The organism is Candidatus Pelagibacter sp. (assembly GCF_052049815.1).
Taxonomy (GTDB): Bacteria; Pseudomonadota; Alphaproteobacteria; order Pelagibacterales; family Pelagibacteraceae; genus Pelagibacter.
Genome location: NZ_JBNGZG010000015.1, coordinates 1 through 26153 on the forward strand (window position 1 = coordinate 1; position 26153 = coordinate 26153).

General features: G+C 28.2%; 27 protein-coding genes. 21 read left to right on the plus strand and 6 right to left on the minus strand.

The features are described 5' to 3' along the window. Positions 1 to 637, minus strand: a 637-nt coding sequence (locus ACTT9D_RS04130) for an MATE family efflux transporter (protein ID WP_440930555.1), incomplete at its 3' end; no start/stop codon positions are given. Beyond that, complete coding sequence (locus ACTT9D_RS04135; protein WP_440930556.1) at positions 637 to 1590, minus strand: ADP-ribosylglycohydrolase family protein; 954 nt, start codon at positions 1588 to 1590, stop codon at positions 637 to 639. The genes ACTT9D_RS04130 and ACTT9D_RS04135, both read right to left, overlap by 1 nt. Before the next feature lie 51 nt (positions 1591 to 1641). Between ACTT9D_RS04135 and ACTT9D_RS04140 the strand changes: the two genes are divergently transcribed. Genes ACTT9D_RS04140 through ACTT9D_RS04155 form a run of 4 tightly spaced genes read left to right on the plus strand, consistent with a single transcriptional unit; the run spans position 1642 to position 5190 of the window. Beyond that, on the plus strand, positions 1642 to 2352 hold the full coding sequence (locus ACTT9D_RS04140) for a class I SAM-dependent methyltransferase (RefSeq protein WP_440930557.1): 711 nt from the start codon (positions 1642 to 1644) through the stop codon (positions 2350 to 2352). Beyond that, entirely contained in the window at positions 2349 to 3041 is a 693-nt protein-coding gene (locus ACTT9D_RS04145) for a formylglycine-generating enzyme family protein (RefSeq protein ID WP_440930558.1), read from the plus strand. The genes ACTT9D_RS04140 and ACTT9D_RS04145 overlap by 4 nt, the downstream gene beginning before the upstream one ends. A gap of 6 nt (positions 3042 to 3047) precedes the next feature. Continuing rightward, complete coding sequence (locus ACTT9D_RS04150; RefSeq protein ID WP_440930559.1) at positions 3048 to 4514, plus strand: DUF294 nucleotidyltransferase-like domain-containing protein; 1467 nt, start codon at positions 3048 to 3050, stop codon at positions 4512 to 4514. Then, the gene (locus ACTT9D_RS04155; protein ID WP_440930560.1) at positions 4498 to 5190 is read left to right on the plus strand and encodes a 3'-5' exonuclease; all 693 of its coding nucleotides are present in this window, start codon (positions 4498 to 4500) and stop codon (positions 5188 to 5190) included. The genes ACTT9D_RS04150 and ACTT9D_RS04155 overlap by 17 nt, the downstream gene beginning before the upstream one ends. On the opposite strand, the gene ACTT9D_RS04160 is transcribed toward ACTT9D_RS04155, so the two are convergent. Then, entirely contained in the window at positions 5191 to 5718 is a 528-nt protein-coding gene (locus tag ACTT9D_RS04160) for a cytochrome b (protein ID WP_440930561.1), read from the minus strand. Here ACTT9D_RS04160 and ACTT9D_RS04165 point away from each other — a divergent pair, their 5' ends adjacent. The 5 genes from ACTT9D_RS04165 (at position 5719) to ACTT9D_RS04185 (ending at position 10250) form a co-directional block, all read left to right on the plus strand. After that, positions 5719 to 6180: a cytochrome c gene (locus ACTT9D_RS04165; RefSeq protein WP_440930562.1), complete on the plus strand. Its 462-nt coding sequence runs from the start codon at positions 5719 to 5721 to the stop codon at positions 6178 to 6180. It abuts the gene before it with no gap. A gap of 167 nt (positions 6181 to 6347) precedes the next feature. Continuing rightward, a complete protein-coding gene (locus ACTT9D_RS04170) occupies positions 6348 to 8777 on the plus strand; it encodes an FAD-dependent oxidoreductase (RefSeq protein WP_440930563.1) in 2430 nt (809 codons plus the stop codon). A 4-nt stretch (positions 8778 to 8781) separates the two neighbouring features. Next, a complete protein-coding gene (locus ACTT9D_RS04175) occupies positions 8782 to 9315 on the plus strand; it encodes a hypothetical protein (protein ID WP_440930564.1) in 534 nt (177 codons plus the stop codon). A gap of 347 nt (positions 9316 to 9662) precedes the next feature. Further along, the gene (locus tag ACTT9D_RS04180) at positions 9663 to 9845 is read left to right on the plus strand and encodes a hypothetical protein (RefSeq protein WP_440930565.1); all 183 of its coding nucleotides are present in this window, start codon (positions 9663 to 9665) and stop codon (positions 9843 to 9845) included. Between the two features lie 6 nt (positions 9846 to 9851). Then, positions 9852 to 10250 (plus strand): GFA family protein, encoded by a 399-nt coding sequence (locus tag ACTT9D_RS04185; RefSeq protein ID WP_440930566.1) that lies wholly within the window; start codon positions 9852 to 9854, stop codon positions 10248 to 10250. Here ACTT9D_RS04185 and ACTT9D_RS04190 read toward each other — a convergent pair. Next, a complete protein-coding gene (locus ACTT9D_RS04190; protein WP_440930567.1) occupies positions 10247 to 11311 on the minus strand; it encodes a tartrate dehydrogenase in 1065 nt (354 codons plus the stop codon). The two genes, ACTT9D_RS04185 and ACTT9D_RS04190, sit on opposite strands and share 4 nt — an antisense overlap. Positions 11312 to 11371: 60 nt before the next feature. Between ACTT9D_RS04190 and ACTT9D_RS04195 the strand changes: the two genes are divergently transcribed. From ACTT9D_RS04195 to ACTT9D_RS04220, 6 genes are all read left to right on the plus strand, one after another. Beyond that, on the plus strand, positions 11372 to 11662 hold the full coding sequence (locus ACTT9D_RS04195) for a hypothetical protein (RefSeq protein ID WP_440930568.1): 291 nt from the start codon (positions 11372 to 11374) through the stop codon (positions 11660 to 11662). A gap of 165 nt (positions 11663 to 11827) precedes the next feature. Continuing rightward, positions 11828 to 13267, plus strand: coding sequence for a sodium:solute symporter family transporter (locus ACTT9D_RS04200; protein WP_440930569.1), 1440 nt, complete (start codon positions 11828 to 11830; stop codon positions 13265 to 13267). 33 nt (positions 13268 to 13300) lie between these two features. Then, on the plus strand, positions 13301 to 14467 hold the full coding sequence (locus ACTT9D_RS04205; protein ID WP_440930570.1) for an iron-containing alcohol dehydrogenase: 1167 nt from the start codon (positions 13301 to 13303) through the stop codon (positions 14465 to 14467). Between the two features lie 65 nt (positions 14468 to 14532). Beyond that, on the plus strand, positions 14533 to 15468 hold the full coding sequence (locus ACTT9D_RS04210) for an ABC transporter ATP-binding protein (RefSeq protein WP_440930571.1): 936 nt from the start codon (positions 14533 to 14535) through the stop codon (positions 15466 to 15468). Next, the gene (locus ACTT9D_RS04215; RefSeq protein WP_440930572.1) at positions 15458 to 16225 is read left to right on the plus strand and encodes an ABC transporter permease; all 768 of its coding nucleotides are present in this window, start codon (positions 15458 to 15460) and stop codon (positions 16223 to 16225) included. The genes ACTT9D_RS04210 and ACTT9D_RS04215 overlap by 11 nt, the downstream gene beginning before the upstream one ends. A 2-nt stretch (positions 16226 to 16227) precedes the next feature. Next, positions 16228 to 16614, plus strand: coding sequence for an ATP-binding protein (locus ACTT9D_RS04220; RefSeq protein ID WP_440930573.1), 387 nt, complete (start codon positions 16228 to 16230; stop codon positions 16612 to 16614). Here the strand turns inward: ACTT9D_RS04220 and ACTT9D_RS04225 are convergent, their stop codons facing one another. After that, the gene (locus ACTT9D_RS04225) at positions 16615 to 16986 is read right to left on the minus strand and encodes a hypothetical protein (RefSeq protein ID WP_440930574.1); all 372 of its coding nucleotides are present in this window, start codon (positions 16984 to 16986) and stop codon (positions 16615 to 16617) included. Between ACTT9D_RS04225 and ACTT9D_RS04230 the strand changes: the two genes are divergently transcribed. Then, a complete protein-coding gene (locus ACTT9D_RS04230) occupies positions 16955 to 17260 on the plus strand; it encodes a hypothetical protein (RefSeq protein ID WP_440930575.1) in 306 nt (101 codons plus the stop codon). The two genes, ACTT9D_RS04225 and ACTT9D_RS04230, sit on opposite strands and share 32 nt — an antisense overlap. A gap of 3 nt (positions 17261 to 17263) precedes the next feature. Here ACTT9D_RS04230 and ACTT9D_RS04235 read toward each other — a convergent pair whose 3' ends face one another. Further along, positions 17264 to 18256, minus strand: a complete 993-nt coding sequence (locus tag ACTT9D_RS04235; RefSeq protein WP_440930576.1) for a type IV pilus twitching motility protein PilT — start codon at positions 18254 to 18256, stop codon at positions 17264 to 17266. Between the two features lie 134 nt (positions 18257 to 18390). Here ACTT9D_RS04235 and ACTT9D_RS04240 point away from each other — a divergent pair, with 134 nt between their 5' ends. The 5 genes from ACTT9D_RS04240 to ACTT9D_RS04260 all read left to right on the plus strand — a co-directional run bounded on the left by ACTT9D_RS04240 (position 18391) and on the right by ACTT9D_RS04260 (position 26093). Beyond that, the gene (locus tag ACTT9D_RS04240) at positions 18391 to 20163 is read left to right on the plus strand and encodes a PilN domain-containing protein (RefSeq protein ID WP_440930577.1); all 1773 of its coding nucleotides are present in this window, start codon (positions 18391 to 18393) and stop codon (positions 20161 to 20163) included. Beyond that, positions 20163 to 21392 carry a LysM peptidoglycan-binding domain-containing protein gene (locus tag ACTT9D_RS04245; protein ID WP_440930578.1) on the plus strand — a complete coding sequence of 410 codons (1230 nt, stop codon included), beginning with the start codon at positions 20163 to 20165 and terminating at the stop codon, positions 21390 to 21392. The genes ACTT9D_RS04240 and ACTT9D_RS04245 overlap by 1 nt, the downstream gene beginning before the upstream one ends. Before the next feature lie 74 nt (positions 21393 to 21466). Then, positions 21467 to 23026, plus strand: a complete 1560-nt coding sequence (locus ACTT9D_RS04250) for a hypothetical protein (protein ID WP_440930579.1) — start codon at positions 21467 to 21469, stop codon at positions 23024 to 23026. Between the two features lie 26 nt (positions 23027 to 23052). After that, positions 23053 to 24801: a GspE/PulE family protein gene (locus tag ACTT9D_RS04255; protein WP_440930580.1), complete on the plus strand. Its 1749-nt coding sequence runs from the start codon at positions 23053 to 23055 to the stop codon at positions 24799 to 24801. A gap of 2 nt (positions 24802 to 24803) precedes the next feature. Beyond that, on the plus strand, positions 24804 to 26093 hold the full coding sequence (locus ACTT9D_RS04260) for a type II secretion system F family protein (RefSeq protein WP_440930581.1): 1290 nt from the start codon (positions 24804 to 24806) through the stop codon (positions 26091 to 26093). The last annotated feature ends 60 nt before the right edge of the window (positions 26094 to 26153 follow it).

Below are 26153 nucleotides of genomic sequence, written 5' to 3' on the forward strand. Positions count from 1 at the left end.
TTCCCAGGTAAATAAAGGTATAAATTAAAAAAATTGAAGATGTAATTAAAGCTGAAAATAATGTTCCATAAGCAACACCTTTGATATTTAGATCATATTTTGTAACTAAAATTATACTCAAAAAGATATTTAGAATTGAAAAAAAACCAACAGCGATACTTGAGATTTTGGTTTTTTGTAATCCAACAAATAAACCTGTTATTATATAAAGTGTTAACTCTCCAGGTGCTGAATAAATTCTTATATTGAAATATTCTTTATAAAGCTCTTGAGTTACATCAGATAATTCAAATACTCTGAGACTTATATAAAGAATATAATTTTGAATAATTATTAAAAAGATAGAAATTATTAAAACAAATAATAAATTTCTTGAAACAATATTAGTGATCTCATTAAAATCTTCTTTACCATTAGCTTGAGAAACCATACCCACAGTACCCATTCTTAAAAAACCAAAACTCCAAAATATCATTGAAAATAAATTAGCCGCAACTGATGTAGCTGATAGATATGATAAATTTCCTAAGTTTCCCATTAATGCAGTATCAATGATACCAACCATTGGAATGGCTAAATTTGCAAAAAAAATTGGAATAGAGAGTTTTAAAATGTAACTAATTGATGGTTCTTGCATTAAGAAATGTGTCTTAAAATTTCCTTTGCAGGTTTAGTTTTTGAAATCCATTCTTTAGGAATACCATTAATTCCTTTTAAAGCTGCAAAATAAGCTCCAACAAAGTTTGCTCTAGAACAATTACATCCACCAGCTTTTATAGTTTTATTAATCGCACTTTTGAAATTAGTTGAAGTGATAATAGCATGAATTGATCCATTAAAAGTACCAGGATAACTGCAAGCTTTACCAAATTTTTTTACAACAAAAGTGTGAGGTTTATTTTTTTCTTTTTTAACTTTTAAAATATTTTCAACAACATTTTTAAAATAGCTGTTATTTTTATATTTTTTTAAAAATGAATTTACAGGATCTTTATATTTTTGATCAGCAAAATTAATTATTTCAAATTTTGCCAAAGCAAATTGTTCACTTAACTTTTTGTTTGCAATAGTCTTAATGATTGATTTGCTTTTATTCAGAGATTGATTTTGAAGATAATAAGGTAAAGTTGCACAATATCCATCTGACTCATTCACTTTTTTACCACCAGTTATTCTCTTTTTTGATTTAATATTTTTAATAGTTTCCATTATATTTTGATGGATCCAAGGGCCTTTAATTGGTTTTTTCCATTTAATTTTTTTATATTTTTTTCTAAATTTTAAATTTTTCCAATAATTTGAGCCTGGGCCAAAGTTTCTAATTACATTTTTTTTAAAATCATCAATTAATGTTTTCTTGTCTTTATTGTCTTTAAGAGTTTTGAACATTACTTGCCCCACATCATTATATCCAGATACTTCCCCTGTATTTATTGAATAAAAAGGACACTTGTTAGTTTTTAAGAAAGCTATTTCTCTTTTATTTTTGATATAAGATTTTAATTTCTTTTCATCATATACCCAGTGCAATGGTCTTGCCGCTGCATCAGCAACTGTTGCACCTAAAAAAATATGAAGTTTTTTTAACATTAGTTAATAATACTTTATTTAAATTAAAATAAAATTAATTTAAATTAAATTATGCCTCAGCTAAAAAATTGGGATAATAAAACATGGCTTTCTTCAAAAGAATACATTGATAGTTTTGTTAAATTTTTAATAAAAAATAAAAAACTTAATAAAGATTCAAATATTTTAGATATAGGTTGTGGTAGAGGTAAGATTTTAGGAAAAATAAAAACTAAAGTAAAATTAAAAAATAAACCAATTGGAATTGATCCTGTTAATCATAAAGACAAAGATCGAAACATTATATTTAAAAAAATTGATGCTTTTAAATTTTTGAGAAGTAATCAAATAAAATTTGATTTAATTATAATAAAACAAACTATTCATTTCTTCCCATTAAAAGATGTTCCAAGTTTAATTGAATATTGCAAAAATGCATTAAATAATAATGGAAAATTAATGATTTTTTCTATTAATGAAAAACGAACCCAAATTCCAACTTTTTCAAAAATGAAGAAAAAACTTAATCATTCTTTAAAAAAAGACACTGAAATAAGAAAAAAAATTTTAAAAAATAATAAAGATATTAAAATTAAGATTTTTGATTTTCATGTAAAAATTAACAGATACTCATATTTAAATATGATTAAACAAAAATATATTTCAGTACTTCTTGACTTTAATAAAGATGAATTAGTTAAAGGAATACGAGAAATTAATTTAAATTATCCTAAAATTTTAAGATTTGTGGACTCACTTAACTGTGTAATTATAAAAAAATGATTAGGTTATTTTTAATTTTATTATTATTCTTAAATTTTCTTCCAGTTAAAGCATTTGAAAACATCAAAATTAATTTTGGAAATTATTCATTAAATAAATATGAAATCACTATTGAAGAATTTAAAAGATACGCAAAAAAAAATAATATTACTACTGAAGCTGAAAAAACTGGTGGTGGTTACGAATGGGGAGCCGGCTGGGAGAAAAGAGAAGGCTGGAATTATAGAACACCTTATGGAAAAATTCCTAAAAGTAATTTAGAGCCAGCTGTTCATATAAGTAGATTTGAAGCAGAGAATTATTGTAAATCAATAAATGGAAGACTACCAAGTTTTGAGGAATGGTCTAAAGCAGCTTATACACAACAATTCAATTCTAATGAATTTTTAAAAGGCAAAACTTATGAATACCCAAGTGGAGATAAGGCTGAAAAAATGAACTCTCAAGGTATATTGAATTATAATAAACATGTGGATGTAACATCATTACCAGAGGGAATTAATAGTTTAGTTGCTATGGGTGGAAATGTTTGGGAATGGATTGATGATATCAGGAAAGATAATTCATTAACAGCGGGTGCTTCCTGGTGGTACGGTGGATCAAAAACAAGAAAAGAAGGTGCTCAATATAAACCCTCAAATTTTTATGCGATATATGTTGGTTTTAGATGTGCGTTTGATGTTAATTAGATAATTATGTTTAAAAGATCTAATAGTGTAGATTTATTTACAAATAAAATCATGGATTTTATGAGTGATGATTTTATTCTTGTAGAAAATGATTGCCTTGTCGTTGATGCAATTGAAGAGCTGAGAAAATCAAAAAAATCAACAATCATTATAAATAAAAATAAAAAAGTTTTAGGAATTATTACCGAAAAAGATATTTTGAAAAGAGTTGCTTTCAAAGCTGATCTTAAAACAACCGTAAATCAAGTAATGACTGCTGATGTTAAATTTGTATATGAAGATGATTTGTTATTTCATGCAGTGGGTAAAATGAGAAAATTAAATGTAAATCATTTGCCTGTTTTAGATATGGAAAAGAATGTACTTGGAATGATTCAAATGAATTCTGCTCTTGCAGCAGAAATTGGTGAAATCATGAACCAAATTGATGGCATGACTTATGATGAAGAAGATGCCTCAGGTTTAATTAGAATTAAAAAAGAACAAATAAATATTGCAGAACAAATGCTATCTAGGAACGTATATCCAGGAGATATTTGTTATTTATTAAGTTTTTTAAACAATGTTATTTATAGAAGGGCAATTCGTTTAGCTGAAAAAAGAGTAGGTGAAAAAAATATAATAAAGAATATTCCAAATTATTCGGTAATTGTAATGGGATCAGGAGGCAGAATGGAAAGTTTTTTGCATCCAGATCAAGATAATGGAATAATTTATGATGAAAATACATCTGAAGATCCAAAAAAAGTAGATTTATATTTTGAAGAATTAGCAAAAGATTTCACTAAAACATTAGACGATTGTGACATTCCATTTTGTAAAGGTGATTTGATGGCCTCCAATCCTCTTTGGCGAAAAAATTTAAAAGATTGGAAATCTCAAGTTTCTAATTGGCTAAATAATCATGCTCCTCAAGACATGAGAAATATAGATATGCTTTATGATTTTAGATCAGTTTACGGGAAAAATGAATTAGCCGAAGAGCTCAGAAAACACATAAATGAAAAGTTACAAGAAAAAAAGTTGCTTAAATTTTTATACTTTAGTGAGGAAGATAGTGATGCAGCAATTGGTTTTTTTGGTCAATTCATATTAGAGAAAAATGATGAGGAAAATATTGGTCTATTAAATTTAAAACATACCGGAACACTTCCATTAGTAGAAAGTATTAGGTTATATTCAATAAAAAATAAAATTACTAAAATCTCAACATTCGAAAGACTGGATGAGTTAAATAACTTAGGAGTTTTAACTAACGATGAGACTGATTTCTTTAAAAATGCTCATCGATTTATGTCAAGTATATTACTTAAAAATCAAGTTGAAAGATCAAAGAAAAATTTAGTTATTAAAAATTTTATAAATCCAAAAAATCTTTTAGAGAGAGAGAAAAAAGTTTTAAAAATCTATTTAAAAAAAATTAAAGAATTAAAATCAAAAGTTAGGGTAGATATTGGTGAAGAATATTTTTAATAAAATCAAATATTTTTTTGAAAAAAGGAAATTATTTAATCAGGTAAGTTTAGAGCAATCAAATTTTGTAATTTTAGATACTGAAACCACAGGTCTTAACTCAAACAAAGGGGACAAAATTGTATCAGTTGCAGCTTTAAAAATTTGTAATTTTGAAATCGATAAAGAAAATTATTTAGATTATTTAATTAATCCTGGAATTGAAATTCCTCATACTTCAACTAAAATACATGGTATAACAAATGAGGATGTAAAATCACAACCATCCCTTCTTGATATAAATAAAGAAATACTCTTATTTTTAAAAAAAAGTATTTTAGTTGGGCATAATATTGATTTTGATATTGGGTTTATAAAAAATGATTCAAAGGGTACAGATCTTGCTAGAAGGATGTCAGTCATACAGCCAATAGATACAATTTTTTTATCAGCAGGTTTGTTCCCAGATTTAAAAAATTATCAATTAGATAATTTATGTGATTTTTTTAAAATTAAGATGGATGATCAAATTCGCCATAGTGCATTAGGAGATTGCAAAATAACCTCAAGATTATTTTTATTATTATTAAAGGAAGCAAAGAATAGAGGTATTAAAAATATTTCAGGTTTAATTAAATTATGTGAACAAGGTAAAAATTTACACTACTTAATTAAAAACTCAAAAAATATCCATTGATCAAATTATTCTTTTTAAAATGTTTTCTTTAAAAATAATTTTATGAATAATCACAGCAAAGATATGAAGAGATATTAAAGTTATCAATGTATAATTTGCATATATGTGAATTTCATAAAATAATTCAGCAAGTTCAAAGTTACTTTTAATTTTAATTTTACTAATAAAAATATTTAATTTTTCACCTCCCAAAAGTTTTTTTAATGCTCCTGAAATTGTGATTGTGAAAATTGTTAAATATAAAAAAATGTGATTTAACTTTGCAATTAATTTTTGACCTGGAAAAAGACTGTTATTTAAAGAAGGAGTTGGATTGAAAATTTTATAAATTAATCTAAAAATCGTAATATAAAATATTAAAATTCCACCTATAACATGATAATTTTCTACAGTAATTCTTTCTTCTCCAAAATCTAATCCAACTAAATAAAAGCCAGCAGGAATTTGTAAAAATAATAAAATAGCTGTTATCCAATGAAATAATTTTGAAATAATACCGTATTCCGATATAGTATTAAATATCTTCATATGAAATTAAAACATATTAAACTACTTTTTAAAAATATTTTGTTTTTTAGTTTTTTAATAACTTTAATTGTACCAGCTTATTCAGAGCTATCAGTAGAGGAGATAATTAAAGGAAGAAAAGCAATTTTCAGCAAAAATTACAATACTGCAAAAAGAGTTCAATCCCTTGCGTCTAATGGTGATTTTGATGAGGCCAAAGAATTAATGAAAGAGATGAGTGAAAATTATAAAAGTTTATTAGAATATTTTCCAGAGAATACAAAAGAAGGTTTTAAAACAGAGTCACTACCTGCCATATGGGAAAACAAAGATGAGTTTAACGCTCTGATGACTAAATCTTCAAACGATATGATTGAATTAGCATCTATCATTGAAACTACTGATGACATCAGAGGTTCAATCGGCAAACTTATGTGGGCAAACTGCAAATCTTGTCATACAAAGTTTAGAGCACAACATTAAAAAAATTATTTTAAATAAAAATTATATAGTTAAGTTATTGAAATAGAATTATTTTATAATGAAAGAAGATTTGAGAAAAAAATTACTGATTGAGATGCGACCAATTGTGATTGCATTGATATTTATTTTTATTTTAGTTCCGCTGTGTAATAGCGTGCTAAATTAAAATGGACAAAATACAATCTCACGCAAAATTAGTTATCGTTGGTGGTGGAATTATGGGTGTAAGCCTTCTTTACCATCTAACTAAAGAAGGATGGAGTGACGTTGTACTAATTGAAAAAAGTGAGCTTACATCTGGTTCCACTTGGCATGCAGCAGGACAGTGTCCTCATATGTTGACAAGTTTAAATCTTGCAAAAATACATTTACATTCAACTAACCTTTATAAATCTTTAGAAAAAGAAACTGAACAACCAACTGGTTTTCATGAAACAGGAAGTTTAAGACTTGCTTATACAAAAGAAGATTTAGAGTGGTTTGATTATACAAAAGGAATATTAGATATCGTTGGCTCACCTTGTTCAATAATTTCTACTGATGAAATACATAAGTATCATCCATTCATAAAATTAGATGGAATAAAAGGAGCATTCCTAACACCAGAGGATGGATACACAGATCCCACAAGCACAACAAATGCAATGGCAAAAGGTGCAAGAAATGGTGGAGCAAAAATTTATAGAAAAAATAGAGTAACTGATATTGAACAGTTACCTTCTGGAGAATGGAAAGTTATTACTGAGAAGGGTGATATAGTTTGTGAACATGTTGTAAATGCTGCAGGAAGTTTTTGTCCTGAAGTTGCTCAAATGGTTGGTTTAAAAAATGTTCCAAGTATCAACATGGTACATCAATATTTAGTAACAGACTCTCATCCTGAAATAGAAAAACTAGATAAAGAATTGCCTGTTGTAAGAGATCCAGATTCTTCATCATACTTAAGACAAGAAGGAAAAGGATTATTAATTGGACCTTATGAAAAAGATGTTGCTGCATGGGCTCTTGATGGAATGGATTGGAAATTTGATATGGAATTACTAGAGCCAGATCTTGATAGGATTGCTGATCATTTAGAAAAAGGGATGGATAGAATTCCTCAATTTAAAGATGTTGGAATTAAAAAAATAATTTGTGGTCCAATAACTCACACACCTGACGATAATTTTCTAGCAGGTCCTGCGCCAGGACTTAAAAACTTTTGGATGTTTTGTGCAGCAAGTATTGGAATAGCGCATGGTGGTGGAGCTGGAAAATATATGGCTCAATGGATTGTGCATGGAGATTCAGAAATTAATATGATGGAATTTGAGCCACGTAGATATATGAGTTGGGTAAATAAAGAATATTCAGTTGAGAAATCTAAAGAACAATACAGAAGAATGTATGTAACACCTTTACCTCATGATGTTGTTGAAATTGGAAGACCCATGAAAACAACTCCTATATATGACAAATTAAAAGATAAAGGTGCAGAGTATTTTGATTTATATGGCTGGGAAAAACCAGCTTGGTTTAATAAAGATAAAATTAAAGAAGAGCTTAGTTATAAAAGAAATAATATCGAACCTTATATCAAAAAAGAATGTGAAGAGGTTCATAAGAATGTTGGGTTAATTGATCTCTCAACTTTTTCTAAATATGAAATCACTGGTGAAGATAGTTATAAATTTCTAGATAGACTATGTGTTAACAGAATTCCTAAAAAAGATGGCAGCATTGTTTTAACTCATATTTTGAATGACATTGGTAGAATTCAAAGTGAATTAACAATCACCAAATTAAAAGACAATCATTATTATGCATTATCAGCAGCAGTTTCGGAAATCAGAGACTTAGATTGGTTAAATCAGAATAAATTGAAAGATGAAAAAGTTGAGATTAAGAATGTTACATTAGATAAAGGTGTGATTGGAATTATTGGACCAAATTCAAGAAAAGTACTTCAAAAAATTACAGATATTGATTTAAGTAATGAAAATTTCCCATGGTTAAAATCTAAAGAGATAAAAATAAAGGACATTTCAGTTGTTGCATTAAGAGTAAATTATATGGGTGAACTTGGATGGGAGCTTCATCATTCAATGAATGATATGGCAAAATTATACGACCTTTTATGTGAAGCTGGTGAAGAATTCAAAATTATAGATTTTGGAGCACATGCAATGAACTCATTAAGAATAGAAAAAGGTTATAGAGGGTGGGGGACTGAACTGACACCAGAAATAAGTGTTGTTGAAGCAGGCTTAGATAGATTTTTTAATTTAGATAAAAAAGATACATTTGTTGGGTCAGATGTCGTGAAAAAACTAAATTCTGAAGGTGGAAAAATCAAATTAGTTTATATGGAAGTTTTTGCAAAAAATGCTGATGCACATGGAAATGAGCCAATATATTTTAATGACAAGATTGTTGGATTAACAACATCCGGCGGCTATGGTTACAGAATAAATAAGAGTTTAGCTTTTGGTTATGTTGATACAAAATTAGCTGAAATTGGAAATGAATTTTTAATTGATATCCAAGGTGAAAAAATAAAAGCTGTAGTAATAGATGAACCTGCCTTTGATAGTAATAACGATCGATTAAAATCATAAAATCATGATCCCTAAATCAGTTTCTGAACATTTAGAGGAATATATTTGCCAAGAAGTTTATGTTCAAATTGCAGTTATTAAAGGTAAAGAAAAAGTAACAACAAAATCAGCTATTAATAAGTATTTCAGCTCAAATCATTTTAGAGATTTATCTGAAGGACGACCTTATGATCATTTTATTGATGGTTTAAAAGATAAATGTTTAGGAAAGTTATTAAATTCTCCTATGAGAAATACCAAAACAGATGATGAAGTAATCAAAGAATTACAAAATAAATTGAATACACTTAAAGAAGATGAACTTAATGATACTTTTTGGGAAATAGAAACTGGAGAATATTTATCAGGAGCACAAGTAAAAGAATTGGAAAATCAAAGAGATGATATGATAAAAAAATTAGATTTATTAAAAGACCAAAAAAAATCTGATGAAGTTTATGAAACGATTATTAATTTTTGTAGAAAATACGAAGAACTTTGCAAGATTAAATATCCTGAAGCACCTTTACCTTTAGAAATTACTAAAACTTTAAATTAACTTTTAGAGGTTCGCCCTTTAGCTAACTTACCAAAGGGCTCCTCTTATGTTGCCTCTGTGGCTTTTAAATCCGATTGGATTTTAAGTTTTTTAGTTTGATTAATTGAGCTTTGGATCAGCTAAGTGTCAGGTGGTGTTTTGTTTTTCATTCTCTACCTCCTATAAATTAAGCTTATAAAAACTATTAAATACTATCAATTTATTTATTTATATTTGAGGCAAATATATTAATTGAATACAACCAATTGATTTAGTAATATCTCGATATCAAAAATAACTCTCCTCTCAAGTGAATCGAATTTAAATTTTTTTGTTTCAATTAATTTTTTTTTAATCAAAATAAACTCATGATTAAATATATAAATGGATTAATAAACTTAGTTGTAAGTTTAGTTGCTTCAACAATAATAATTTATGCTTTAAATATAATTGCTGGCTTTGCAGGTGCTGATTATAATTTTACACACGGTGAAGCTTTTATTGTTTGGATATTAATGGCTATTCTTATTAATAATTGCTTTAAAAAATAATTTTTAATGAAAAAATTATCACTTAAAGCAAAGTGTTTATGTGGAAATGTTAGCTTTAAGACCACAGGATATCATAGAGATGTTCAAAACTGTCATTGTATTCAATGTTTAAAAACTCATGGAAATTTTGCAGCCTATACTAAAGTTGAGGAGAAAGAATTAAAGTTTTTAAATAAAAAAACATTGAAGTGGTTTAAATCTTCTAAAAGAGCAAAGAGAGGATTTTGCAAGAATTGTGGAGCAAGTATTTTTTTCAAAGTTCTGGGAACTGATCAAATCTGTATTTCTGCTGGTATTTTTAATAAACCCACTAAATTAAAAACATCTATGAATATTTTTATGAAAGGAAAATCAGATTATTATAAAATTACTGACAAACTCCCAAAATATAAAAAGTATCCTTAAAGATTTGATTTAATTGCATCTGAGCAATTAACTGTATTACTATCTCCACCTAAATCTTTTGTTCTATTATTTTTATCAGATATAGTTTTTTCAATTGCAGTAACTATTGAATTAGCCGCCTCTTTTTCTCCTAGATAATCTAACATCATAGCTCCAGACCAAATTTGACCAACTGGATTTGCTATTCCTTGTCCTGCAATATCAGGCGCTGATCCATGAACAGGTTCAAATAATGATGGGAATTTATTTTCAGGATTAATGTTTCCTGAAGGAGCTATACCTATAGTTCCAGTACATGCAGGTCCAAGATCGGATAAAATATCACCAAATAAATTTGAAGCCACAACAACATCAAACCATTCTGGATTTAATACAAATCTTGCTACCAAAATATCAATATGAAACTGATCAGTTTCTATATCAGGATAAAGTTTTTTGTTTTCATTAAATATTTCATCCCAAAATGGCATTGTAATTGAAATACCATTTGATTTTGTTGCATTTGTTAATTTTTTTCTTTTTCTAGTTTTAGCTAATTCAAAAGCAAATTTTTGAACTCTATTTACCCCATGTCTAGACATAATAGTTTCTTGAATAGCTATTTCTCTATCACTATTCTTAAACATTCTTCCACCAACTGATGAGTATTCACCTTCAGTATTTTCTCTAACAATTAACATATCAATGTCACCAGGTTTTTTATTTGCTAATGGAGGATTAATTCCTGGAAATAATTTTACAGGTCTAAGATTTATATACTGATCAAACTCTCTTCTAAATTGAAGTAATGATCCCCATAAAGAAATATGATCGGGGACTCTATCCGGCATTCCAACTGCTCCAAAAAATATAGCATCATGTTTAGTTAATTTTTGTTTCCAATCATCTGGAAGCATTTTTCCATGCTTTTCATAATAATCACATGATGCAAAATCATACTCCTCTAAATTTATTTTGAATTGATGTTTTTGTGCTGTTTCATTTAGAATTTTTATTCCTTCTGGAAGAACCTCTTTTCCAATTCCATCTCCAGCAATACATGCAATGTTATATTCTTTCATGATAGCAATATATAAAATTAATAGTTGAAATATTCAATTAATAATAAGAAAATTATGTATATGAGTAATCTAAATAAAACAGACGACGTTATCTTTAATTTTTTTAAACAAATTTGTGATGAAAAAGATGATGAAAAGTGTGTAAAGCTTGGAAAAGATTGGATTACAGCTATGGAAACAAATTTAGATAATATGGAATTACAGTTAGAAGAAGCTGATAAAATAAAACACAAAGAAGATATTAAAAATAATAGAGATCATTTAAATAGTTTAAAAAATAAATCATCTTCCGAGTGGAGAGAATATGCTACACAATGTATGATAGAAATAATGGAAAATAAAAGAACATGAGTAATCAAGAAAAAGTTTTTATAATGATATGTATTTCATTGATAATATTCACTCTATATTATCTTATTGAAAAACATTTAATTTAATCTAAAATATACTCAAGGGGTGTCGTAAAAGACTGAGATTAAACCCTAAGAACCTGTCCGGTAATTCAGAAAGGGAAAAATGGAAAACTATTTATTAAGTCAATCAAATTCACTTTTACTAGTTGTATCAATTAGTTTAATTTTTAGTTTTTTGGGAATATTTTATTCTAAGCAATTCAAAGGTTTATCCAATTATCTAACTGCAAATAGAAATATAGAATCTTTTTCTTTAACTTTAAGTTTGGTTGCTTCTGCCTTAGGAGCTTGGATTTTATTTGGTCCAGCTTCTGCAGCTACTTGGGGTGGAATGGGTGCTGTAATTGGTTATGCACTTGGAACAGCATTTCCAATGATTGCTTTTATATTTCTTGGAAAAAAAATTAGAAAAGACTTTAAAAAAGGATCAACTTTAATTGAATTTGTTAGAAAAAAATTTGGTAAGAGTTTATTCAAATTAGTTTTATTAATGAGTATTTTTTATATGTTCATATTTCTTTGTGCTGAACTTACTGCTGTTGCTTTTTTAATAAATTATATCTCAGGAACTGAATTATGGATTACGTCTTTGATAATCATTATATCAACATTAGTTTACACACTTTATGGAGGTTTAAGAGCTTCAATTTTTACTGATAATATTCAAATGATAGTAATATTTATTTTATTAATTGTTTCTTTTAATTACATATTAAATTTTAATGCCGATCAATTTTCTCTAGCATTCATAAAAGAAAAAAGCCCTCATTTAGTTAGTGCAAATTATGTTCCAAGTTATACAGCTGGATTAACTTTTTTTATTGCAGTTGCAGCTACAAATTTATTTCATCAAGGAAATTGGCAAAGAGTTTATGCTGCAAAAAATTATGAAACCTTAAAGAAAAGTCTTTTAGTTTCTTTTTTAATTATAATTCCAATTGTTTTTTTTATGGGTTTTTCAGGTCTGGTTGCTATCTCAATAAACTCAAAAATTATTCCAGATTTAGGATTTTTTACACTCTTATTAAATGAAAATACAAAATACATTTCTTTATTAATAATAATTTTAGCATTAGCTTTAACTATTTCTACTGTTGATACTTTAATTAATGCAATTTCAAGTTTGATAGTAGTTGATGGTAAAGCTACTTTTAATTTAGATAAAAAAACTGATTATTTAAAATTATCAAAATATATAATTGTTGGATTATCTATAATTGCTTTTTATGTAGCTTCTAAAGGATTTAGTATTTTATATTTATTTTTATTAGCAGATTTGTTTTGTTGTGCTTTTGTAATTACAATTTTTTACAGTTTTTATAATAAAAGATTAAATGAAAAATTTGCTTATAGAGCAATTATAATAGGTTTAATTGGAGGATTTTTATTATTTCCATCCCCAGATTTTTCAAAAAGTTTATTAGTTGGGACAATGATAGAAAAAGATCTGTTTAATCCATTTATATCTCAATCTTTATTATTTTTATCATTTGTAATTGCAACTTTCTTGCCTGCTATTTACTTAAAAATTAAAAAAAATTGATTAATTAAGATAATCACTTAAAAATATCAGTTCATGAATAACTATAATTGGAATTATCCTACAACTATGTGGGTTGGAGAAAATAGAATTAAAGATTTAAATAATGCATGTAAAAACTTAAATATTAAAAAACCTCTGTTAGTTACAGATAAAGGTTTGAGTAATTCTGAGATTATAAAAAATTCATTAAAGAATTTAAATGACCAAGGGATTGATGTTGAGTTATTTTCAAATGTAGTGGGAAATCCAACTGGAAGCAATGTTGATGAAGGAGTTAAAGTTTATAAAAAAAATAATTGTGATGGTGTAATTGCTTTTGGAGGAGGTAGCGGATTAGATGTTGGTAAAGCAATTGCATTTATGTCTGTACAGAATTTGTCTCTTTGGGATTTTGAAGATGTGGGAGACAACTGGACAAAAGCAAACTCAGACAATATTCCACCCATTATTGCAGTACCAACAACAGCTGGCACTGGTTCAGAAACTGGAAGAGCTTCAGTTATTCTTAATGAAGATACAGGTATTAAAAAGATAATTTTTCATCCTAAATTTTTACCTTCAATTGTAATTTTAGATCCAATTTTAACAGTGAACTTACCAGCAAATATAACTGCTGCAACTGGTATGGATGCTTTAGCACATTGTCTTGAAGCTTACTGTGCGCCTAGTTATCATCCTATGGCTGAAGGAATTGCTTTGGAGGGAATAAGATTAATAAAAGAATGGTTGTTAAAAACTGTTGAGGATGGATCAAATATTGAAGCGAGAATGAATATGTTAACAGCTGCAAGTATGGGGTCAACTGCTTTTCAAAAAGGCTTAGGTGCAATTCATTCTCTTAGTCATCCAGTCAATGGAGTAAATAATATTCATCATGGATTATCCAATGCAATATTTATGCCTTATGTTTTAACATTTAATAAAGATGTTATTGAAAAAAAAATAATCAAAATATGTGAATATATAAATCTGGATAACAAATCTTTTGATGGTTTTATTCAATGGATAATAGATTTAAGAAAAAAACTCAATATTCCACATAAGTTATCAGAGGTAATTTCTGAAAAAGATTTAGAAATAGATAAGTTATCTAAACTTGCATTAGAAGACCCTTCAACTGGAGGTAATCCAAAAAAATTAACTCTTGATGACATGAAAATAATGTACGAATACAGCATGTCTGGAAAACTATTTAATTAAAATTCCTAGTTATAATTAACTAAAATTTAATTGTATAAATTTTTTTAGCAATTATATATTCAACGATGTCGGAAGTTGAAATTTCAATAAAAGATTTATCTAAAACTTATGATAATGGTTTTAATGCACTTAAAACCATAAACCTTGAAATTAAAAAAGGTGAAATTTTTGCAATGCTTGGACCTAATGGTGCAGGCAAAACAACATTGATTAGCATCATATGTGGAATAGTAAAACCATCAAATGGAAAAATTACTGTTGATGGTTTTGATATCATTGATGATTATAGAGAAACAAGATCTAGAATTGGACTTGTACCACAAGAATTGACATTAGAGTCTTTTGAAACAGTTTTTAATAACGTTTCATATTCAAGAGGATTATATGGAAAAAAACCAAATCCAGAGCATATTGAAAAAATTTTAAAACAATTAAGTCTCTGGGATAAAAAAGATCAAAGATTAAGACAATTATCGGGGGGAATGAAAAGAAGAGTGCTTATTGCAAAAGCTCTTTCACATGAGCCTTCCATTTTATTTTTAGACGAACCTACTGCAGGTGTTGATGTGGAATTAAGACAAGATATGTGGAAAGTTGTTGAGGACTTAAGAAAAACAGGTGTAACTATTATTTTAACAACTCATTACATTGAAGAAGCTGAAGCAATAGCTGATAGAGTAGGTGTTATCAATCAAGGAGAGATTATTGTTGTTGATCAGACAAAAGAACTTTTAAAAAAGATGGGTCATAAAAAACTTACTGTAGAACTTCAAGAAAAAGTAAATGAAATCCCAAAAGTTTTAGATCAATATAATCTTTCACTTGTTAATGATAATATGGCTTTAGATTATACATATAATGTACAGGCCAAACAAACAGGGATAACTACTTTATTACAAGACATTAAAGATGCTGGATTAAAGTTGAAAGATTTAAAAACTGAACAAAGTACTTTAGAGAAAATATTCGTAAGTTTGGTAAAGGAAAAAAATGAAAATTAATTTTTACGCACTTAAAGCAATTTATCTTCATGAGATGGACAGATTTAGAAGGACCCTAATGCAATCAATATTGTCTCCAGTTTTATCTACTTCTCTGTACTTTATTGTATTTGGATCAGTAATAGGTGGTTATGTCAAAGATATTGATGGAGTTAGTTATGGATCTTATATTGTTCCAGGTTTATTGATGTTAACTTTACTAACTCAATCAATAAGTAACACTTCGTTTGGTATTTTTTTTCCTAAATTTAATGGAACTATTTATGAAATTTTAGCTGCTCCGATTTCAACTTTTGAAATTGTTTTAGCTTTTGTTGGCGCTGGAGCTACAAAAACTTTGATTGTAGGTCTGATTATATTCATCACCTCAACTTTTTTTGTTGATGTTGAAGTGCAATATCCATTACTTATGATTTTTTTACTCCTTCTTGTAGCGTTTACGTTTGCGTTGTTTGGTTTTCTAATTGGTTTAATGAGTTCAAATTTTGAGCAAATGTCTATTATTCCAACACTAGTAATAACGCCCATGGTTTTTTTAGGTGGAAGTCTTTACTCTTTAGATATGTTGCCTCCATTTTGGCAAATGGTAACATATTTTAATCCAGTGGTTTACTTGATTAACGGTTTAAGATTTTCTTTTTATGGAGTATCAGATTTTAATATATGGATCAGCGTTATATCAATGGTAGTTTTTTTATTAGTCTGTGTAACTGTTGTAAGCATTCTATTAAAAAAAGGATATAATATTAAAAACTAATAATGATATTAGAGATTAATTCCGACCCTGCAGAATTAAAAAATGTTAGAAAAAATGTTGAAATGTTTTGTAAAAAACATGACTTAAAAATAGATAGTTTCCTTATTAAACTGGCTATTGATGAAGCGTTACAAAATATTATTCGTTATGCTTATGATTTTGACAAAACAAAAAAGATTAAAATTACTCTAGAAAAAATTTCTGATGTTAGTTTAAAAGCTGAACTGAGAGATTATGGAACCAGAGTATCAGAAAACCAAATTAAGCCTAGGGAATTGAATGACGTAAGGCCAGGTGGATTAGGAATTCATTTTATAAAGAATATTGCAAAGAAAATGAGCTATGAACATAAAGAAGATGGAGGAACTTTATTAACGTTAATTTTCTAATTATTCTTTTTTAATAACTTTTGGTGCAGCACATTTATAGAATTGATTGGAGCCTCTTAAAGATTTTTGCAACATTGCAAGTTCGCCAGTATTTTTATCATAAGTTATATCTGTCTGATATCCAGATAAAGCTCCTTTTGACAAAAAGGAATTAGGCGTTTGTCTTTCCATTGAAAAGTTTATTTTGGTGTTATTGTTATTTATTTTAGATAAAACAACTTGTTTTCTTTTGTTAGAGTAAACCCATACAGTAGTATTTTTTTTATTTTTACAAATTAATTGGTAGATATTTGCATTAGAATTTTCAGGAATAAAATATATAATAACTACTGATAAAATTATGAAATATCTAAAAAAACAATTTAAAAACATAAAAATCTTTTTAATAGCATTTTTTGCATTTATTGCTGCTAACTATTTTTATAACAATATTATTTCAAAGTCTACTGCGAGTGGTATCAAATTTAGAGAAATAGAGGTGGAAGTAAAAGGTGACATTAACCTTGAACTTATATGTGAAGGAGAAATTAATCCAAATCCATCAAGTAAGAATAGAGGCCTAGGTGAAAACACTAAAAATAATTGTAAAGGAAATGGATCATTCAAGGCAATTCTTCCACAACAAAGATTTATTCAACAGCCTTAAAATTTAATCAACTAATTTTTTCAGCTTAAGACCTTCTAAACATTTTTCCATTGTAAACATCCCATCTTTAGCAGATGTTTGTAAAGTAGACTGTATCTGTTCTGTTTTACCTTCTCTTATTAAATTTCTTATCGCTGGTGTACCTGTCATCACTTCATGACAACCAATTCTACCACCACCTTTTTTTTTTAAAAGTTGTTGAGCCATTACCAATCTAATTGAACCGGCTAACATTGTTTGAGCCTGTTCTTTTTGAGCAGGAGGAAATACATCTAATATTCTTGTTATAGTTGATGCTGCACTACTAGCATGCAAAGTCCCAAATACTAAGTGACCTGTTTCAGCAGCAGTGAGTGCTAAAGAAATAGTTTCAAGATCTCTCATTTCACCAACTAGAATTACATCTGGATCTTGTCTTAATGCAGATTTAAGAGCCTTCGCAAAACTTCCAGTATCTTTACCGACCTCTCTTTGTGAAACAATACTTTTTTTAGCAGGATGAACAAATTCAATTGGATCTTCAATTGTGATTATATTTTCAGCTCTATGAGAATTAATTTGATCAATCATAGCTGCTAATGAAGTAGATTTACCTGAGCCTGTTTGCCCCGTTACTAAAACCAAACCTGTTTTATGAGTAATAGCTTCATGTGCTGCAGGAGGTAATCCTAATTTTTCTATGTTTGGAATTTCACTTATAATTTTTCTCAAGACCATACTTGGTCCATATGATGAGTAGTATCCATTAGCTCTAAATCTTTGGCCATCTACTACCACAGCAAAATCAAGATCACCATTGCTAATTAAATAATCGTATTGAGCTTTATCTAATGATTGTTTCCAAAAACTTTCTATATCTTGTCTTGTTACTACATCATTATTGAAAACTTTTATTTCTCCATTTTCTCTTATTGCAAAAGGTTGATTCGATCTAATATGGATGTCAGATAAATCGTATTCCTTTGGATAAGTTTTTAGTTTGTCATGAAGACTCATAATTGCTTAGATGCTCTAAAAGCATCATTTTTTCAAGTTTTTTTTACAGAATAAGTTTATTTAAAAAACACAACTAATGCTTGTGTAGTGATTCGGTATTTATTATTGTGATTCTATAAGTTTTTTTAAAAATTATGATCGATAAACTTGGACCTCCAATAGCCAAAGCATTTAAGCCAATAATTAATGTTATAGGTAAAAATCATTTAAAAAATGAAAGAGTTTTAGGAGTAGTGTTTAGAGATAAATATATTCAAGTTGCAGAAATATCTCTCAAAAAAAAACAATATAAGATTGAAAATTTTTCAAACCAACAAATTTCTGGTGTTGGGGATGATCAAGATATATTTTCAGCAACAACATTTTTGAGTGATCAAGTTAAAAATGCATTAGACTCTATAAAAACTAAAACAAAAGATGTTGTAATTTCGTTATCCCCAAATCAAGCTCAAATTTATAATTTACAAATTCCAATAATGGATGACGAAACTTTAAGAGAATCTACAGCACTTGGTGGTTTTTGGGATCAATTTGATGAAACACCAGATGATTTAGAAGAATACGAAACATCGTATACGGTTCTTAATACTAATGAGGAATTAGGAATTATGGATGTTGCTCTAGTAACAATGGAAAAAAAATTTGTAGAGGCTTATGCAAATATATTTAGGCTAGCGGGATACAATCCAATAATTTTAGAATTATCTCCATTTGCAATTATGAATTCACAAGGAATTGAACTTGGCAAAGAAGGGTTTGAAACACCTAACGTAATATTTAACTATACTAAAGAAAGTAAGAATTTAACAATTAGTTCAAATAAAGGATTTCAATTTTCTGAAATAAATATCATTGAAGCTGATCAGGTTTTGCTAGATACAGTTGAAGAAGTTGAAAGTGTTGAGACAGAATTTTGGGATGAGATTTTTGAGAGATTAGGATCTCAAATTCAACAGTCGCTCGTAGAATTTGAAACTAAATTTGAACATGATCCAATAAGCGTTATTACTATTGTTACTGACAAAGGTAAAATTAAAAATTTGTCAAAAGGAATTGAAAGACAACTTAATGATATTGTTGTCAAAGTTTATAATCCAGAAGATATGCTAGAATTTTCAGACCAAGCCAAAAAATTTCTAGACTCATTATCAAATAAATCTTTGGCGTCAGAAGCAATTGGTGCAGCTTCAAGAAAACTAAATCCTTTTAATATGTCATCAGAAGAAATTTTATCAATAAATTTATTATCTAACTTTGATCAGATAAAAATTAATAGAAAATCAAAATCGTTAGGAAATTTTTGTTTAACAATTTCTGCAGTTTTTATATTAATTTTTATAGGCCATGTAGTTCCATTCAAATTATTAAAAATGATAAACAATGGTTCAAAAATTAGTCAAGCAGCAAGTTTACAAGAAGACTTAGAACAGAAGAAAAGTCTTTTGGATGGTTATAAAGCAAAGATGTCAAAAATTAAAGATGATACAAAACAAGTTTCATCTTTAGGATCAAATTTAAAAACAACAGCTAACTTATATGCAAACCTAAATAAGATAGTTCCAAAAGATATCCGTTTAACAAGTTTTTCGATAAATGAAAAAAATAATGTACTGTTTTCTGGTGTAGCAAAAGATGACCAAGCTGTAGTTAACATGATGAATAATTTTTCAGAAAAAGATATCGTAAAAGATAGTAAGATTGATGCAATAGTAGAGTTTTCCGAAAAAGATAAAATAGCTCTTTATAAAGAAGATGGAAAAAAAGCTCCTAAATTAGAGGAATTACCAAATGAAACTATTTCTAAAAAATTTAATTCAAGTTTGTCATTAGGTTCTTTAGAAAATGAAAGTTTTGATAATGAGGTGGTTTTGTCTAAATTAATTAAAGCGGGGAAAAAGAAAAAATAATGAAATATTTATATATTATAATACTCGTATTTTTTAATTCCAAATTGATGGCAAATGATCCATTTACAAATGATATTGGTTTAATTAAAGAGCCTGAACCAATAGTAGAGGAAGTAGTTGAAGAAGTCGTTGAAAATCAAGACACAGAAATACTAGAGGAAATATTAGTAGAGGAAACTACTGAGATAATTGAAATTGTTGAAAATGTTGAAGTAACTGAACCTAAAGAGGAAACTGGAAAAAATGAAACTGATACTGGAGATGAAATAATTACAGTATTGAATATAGATCCTATGGTTGCTTATACATTAAATAAGTACACCTTAAAAGGCACTGCTTTAAGTAAAAAATCAGTTAAAAAATTTAAAAGAGAAAAAATTAAAAAATATGACTCTGCTAAAATTCCAACAACTCATACGATTGAAGATAATGAAACAATAGAAAAAATTGCCTTTATGTATGGTTTTTCATTAAGAGAGATAGAATTAGCTAATGGAATATATCCCGGATCAAGAAAATTGGTTAAGGGAGATAAATTGGTAATTCCTAATAGAATACATATTGTTAAAGAGGGGCAGACTATAAATTCTATATCAAAAAGATATAATATTAATCCAATTCAATTAGCTTCCTATAATGATATTACAGATGATGAAGTTGTTTTAATTGGAGATAAATTATTATTACCGTTCTTTATACACGTAACTAATGATAAAGAAACATTAAGCGATATTGCCGCAAGATACGAAAGAGAAACAATGGAATTGATTGAGTTTAATGAATTTGACCAAAACACATTAGTCTTAAATGAAAATCAATTAATAAAAATACCAATTTATGCTTATGATAAAATTGAATACAATTCGTTAAGTAAGAAAAGTATTAATGATTTCAAAATAGATAGAAAAAATTTAGCTATTATAGAAATTGATGGTGGACAATATATGGTAAGAGAGGGTGATAGAATAGGTAATAAAGATGGAGTTATAGTTTCAATCGAAACAACTAAAATGTTAGTATTAGAGGAAAATATAGAATACGAATTTTTAATAAACACACCTATTGTAGGTCAAGCTATTGCATCTCTACCACAAACTGGAAATACCGATCTAAGTGATGCAACCGGTACAGCCCAAGATGATATATCTGATGAAACTAGCTCAGTGACTGATGGACAAAATAATGATAATGGTGAAACAATAACTAATGTAGAGGAATTATTTAATTAATGAGATATTTAAAGATAATATTATTTATCACCCTCGCCTATGTAATAAGTTCTTGCGGCCCAAAGAGACCAAATATGAGTTATGATCAAGATGATAAAGGTGCTGTTCAAGAAATTGAAACTTACAATGTAGTTAATACTGCGGAAAATTTTAGAGAAACATCAACGAAATTTACACAAGATGCAATCGATATTTTATCAAGAAATAATAATTTGGGAGACAAAAAACCACTAACAAGAAGAGTGTCATTAACCGACAGATCTTTAGAAACAAAAAAATCTTTGGAGATCGTTGATCAAAATTTAGAAATTAAGAAACTTGAAAATACAGAAGTAACTTTAAAATTTAATAACATGGAAATAAGATCAGCTTTAAAATTATTTGCTGGTCTTGTGCAAAGAAACATAATCATTGGAAACGAAGTTCAAGGAGAGATTACAATTGATTTTGAAAATATAAAATGGGGTTCAGCAGTATATGCAATTTTAGATATCAATAGTTTAATAATGACAGTAGATAAAGACTCTGGTTTACTTAGAGTGCACACAAAGGAAGTATTTGCTGAACTTGAAAAATCAAAAATTGAGAGAACTCTTCAAGTCAGTAAAAATTTAGAAACATTAGAAAATGGAGGCAGTGCAAATTCAGATTCAGATGGAAATATAGTTGAAAATACTTACACAGAATTATTTAAAATTTTTTATGCTAAATCAGGAGACTTAATCGATCCATTAACAAATGGTTTTGGAGAAAACACTGATATTTTAATTAATGATGATGAGTTAAATAATCAATTAATGATTACAGGAACAATGGCTCAATTAAACAAAGCTGAGAAAATCTTAAACTTAATTGATATAGAAAAAAAACAAGTAATGATTGAAGCTTATATAATTAACGCTTCAGATAACTTTACAGATACTTTTAATGCAAACTTAACTGCTATAGATTCCCAAGCAGTCGTTTCAGGTAGAGACAGAATTACTTTTGTTGGAGTAGATACAAATCCTACGGTTGAAGAAACTTTTACATCAACGGAAATTGGCGTCGAGTCTGATGGTTTAGCAAATGCAGGCTTTCCGACAGATAATGCAGTAGTTTCAAGTGGAGCATTTATTTTAGGAAATATTGGAATGACAAAATTAAAAGCTGTTATCAATTCATCTATTAATGATGAAAACAGTGAAACAATTTCAAATCCAAAATTATTCGCAATGGATGGAGAAGAAGCTAATTTAACTCAAGGTGATACATTGTTAAAAATCATACCTGCATCAGGAGATGCTGCAGGGAGTACAGTTACTGTGTCCCAAAGTTTAAATATGACTGTAACTCCTGAGGTCATAGGATCAAGAAAAGTAAAATTAACATTAGATGTTGCTAATAATAAACCTGGTGCAACTTCAAGTGGTGGGGATACAACAACAAAAGAAGAATCGATAACTTCAGTTGTTCAATTAGAAACAGGCCAGGTAGCTATTTTAGGTGGTGTTTACACAAATACAAGAGAAGATCAAAATAATTACAACCCTATATTTTCAAAGATACCAATCATTGGTAGCTTTTTTAAGCAAAAAACAAAAGACGATAAAAAAACTCAATTGCTAATATTTTTAAGTGCTAATATTGTATAAGTTATAATTTTTAATATAACTTTAAAATGCCTTCATTAAGTCCTGAAATAAGCAATAAAATTACAAACCTTCTTAAAACAGGAGGTAAAATTACCGAAGCTCAATTTTCAGATGCTAAAACAAAATATGAAAGTAATGGTAAAGTTCCTTTAGGAATTTTAGAATATCTAATAAATGACGAAATAGTTTCTGAAGATGATATAGTTGCAACTGTCTCAAGAAATTATGCACTAAGAAAAATTGCTTTAACAGAACAAACAATTAAAAAAGAAGCTGTAAAAAAACTTCCCAAAGATTTCATAATGACAAATGAAATGCTCCCATTTGAACTAAATGGAAGGATTTTAAAAATCGCTTTATTTGATCCTACAAAATCAACGCTCGCAGGAAAAATAAAAAGTATGACAGGATGCAATGTTGAACTATATGTAGCTAAACCGAGCAACTTGGATCAAGCTTTAAAATTTAAATCTGTAATAGAAGCTACACAAGAAGTAAAAACTAGCCCACTTCAAAATAAATTTACAGGTCAAGGTAAACCAGGATTAAATGTAAAAGTACCTAACGTAAAAATATCTGGAGGTGAAAATTCAGTTGTAGAGTTTGTTGATAAATTATTACTTGAGTCTTTTATCAGTGGAACTAGTGATATTCATATTGAAGTATTTAGACGTGGAGAAGCTCAGATAAGATTTAGAAAAGATGGTGTTCTCCAGGAGCAATTACAATTTAAACAATTTTTAATGGAGAATTATAATGCAATAATTACAAGATTAAAAATCATGTCAGGATGTGACATTTCAGAAAAAAGATTACCTCAAGATGGCAAATTACAATTTAAAAATCCAAATCCTAAAAATGAAGATGATCTAGATATCGACGTAAGATTTTCTGTAATACCAGCTAAAGAAGGTGAAAGAGTAGTAATGCGTTTGTTGGCAGCTGGTCCAGATCTTGGCTTAGAACAAATTGGTCTTGATAAGGAAGATTATGATAAACTTGTAGCAGCGATTACTGCTCCACAAGGAATGGTTCTGGTAACTGGGCCAACTGGAAGCGGAAAGAGTACAACTTTATATGGATGTATAAAAAAAATTAATAACCCAGGTACTAATATAATGACAGCAGAGGATCCTGTTGAATTTTATTTGAAAGGTGTTGGACAAATTCAAGCTAATAATGAAATAGGATTAACTTTTGAAGCTATTTTGAAATCTTTTTTAAGACAAGACCCCGAAGTAATTCTTGTTGGGGAAATAAGAGATAAATCTACAGTCGATATTGCGATTAAAGCTGCATTAACAGGTCATTTATTATTAAGCACTCTTCACACTAATGATGCAGTATCTACAGTTGTTAGACTTACGAACATGGGTGTTCCCAATTTTATGGTGGCTTCAGCTTTAAGTTTAATTGTTGCTCAAAGATTAGCTAGAAAAAATTGTTCAGCATGTTCTGTAGATGATGAAAAAGCTACAGAAGAATCTTTGATACAATATGGTTTTACAGAAGAAGAATTATCTGATTTTACACCACAAAGAGGACAAGGTTGTGCTGAATGTAACAATACAGGTTATAAAGGTAGACAAGGTATTTATGAAGTTTTGAAAAAAACTCCTAATCTTGAAACTGCAATTCTAAGAGATGCTAGAGGAGATGAAATGTTAGAAATTGCGATAAAGGATGGATTTAAAACTATGCAAACAATTGGAAGAAATTTTATAAAAAAAGGTATATTATCTGTAGAGGAATATTCTAGAATTTTAGTAGTGTAAATATGGCATCATTTGAATATGCTGGCGTTCAAGCTGGCAAAAAAGTTACTGGTCAAATTTCAGCATCAAATCCTAAAGATGCAGCTTTAGAATTAAGAAAGAAAAAAATAATTGTAACATCAATTAAAAAAGGGAATGGAAAATCTGATAATAAAGGTCAACAATCGTTAGATGATATACCAATTAGTAATTCTCCAATTATTTTAGCCAAAGGAAATATCTATTTAAATTTTGGACCTTGGGCCAAAGTTCCTCCTAAGGAACTTCTGCAATTTACAAAAAAAGTTGCAACCATGATTAAAGCAGGCTTGCCCATTTTAGAGTCAATTATGATGATAAGAGATCAAACAGTTCATATGAAAATGAAAATGACAGCTCATACGATCATTAAAGATTTAAATGCAGGAACTAATTTAACTGACGCATTCGCTAAACACCCAAAAGTTTTTGATAATATTTATCTAAATATGATTTCAGCTGGAGAAGCCAGTGGTAAATTAGATGAATTTCTTGTCAAGCTTGTTGAGTTATTAGAAAAGAATGCAAAAATTAAATCAGGTATCAAAAGCGCTTTATTTTATCCTGTAATGCTTCTTACAGTTGCGAGTGTAATTACAATTTTTATGTTATGGAAAGTTGTTCCAGTGTTTGAAAAAATGTATGGAGCCATGGGAGTAAAATTACCAGCAGCAACTTTAGTCATAGTAAATGCTAGTAGATACATTGCGGATCCTGCAAATATTTTAAGAATTGTACTAATTATAGTGGTAATCAGAGTTAGCTATGGTTTTTTATATAAAAACGTTGAAGGTTTTAGACATGTTATGCACAAAAGATTTTTAAAGTTTCCATTGTTTGGAGAATTGATAGTCAAAGCAACAGTTTCTAGAATGTGTATGATTATGGCAAACTTAACTAGAGCTGGAGTTGGTATAATTGATACACTTAAAATTTCAAAATCTGTAACTACAAATTTAGTTTTTATTTATGCTTTAGATAGAATAAGCAAACAAATTGTTACTGGACAAACATTATCTACCTTATTAAAAAATGAAGAACACATATTTCCTCCCGCATTATCACAACTTACCGCAGTTGGAGAAAAAACAGGAAATATGGAAGAAATGTTTCAATCAATAGCAACATATTATGAAGAAGAGTTTGATGCAGTAGTTGCAGCATTATCATCTATCATAGAACCACTAATGATTGTTCTTATAGGAGCAATAATTGGTGTTTTAATGATAGCTCTTTACATGCCAATATTCAGCATAGGTCAAGCTGTAGGATAAACACTAAATAATTGTTTTTTTTTTGGATTTATTTTTTATTATATAAATATTAAATAATAT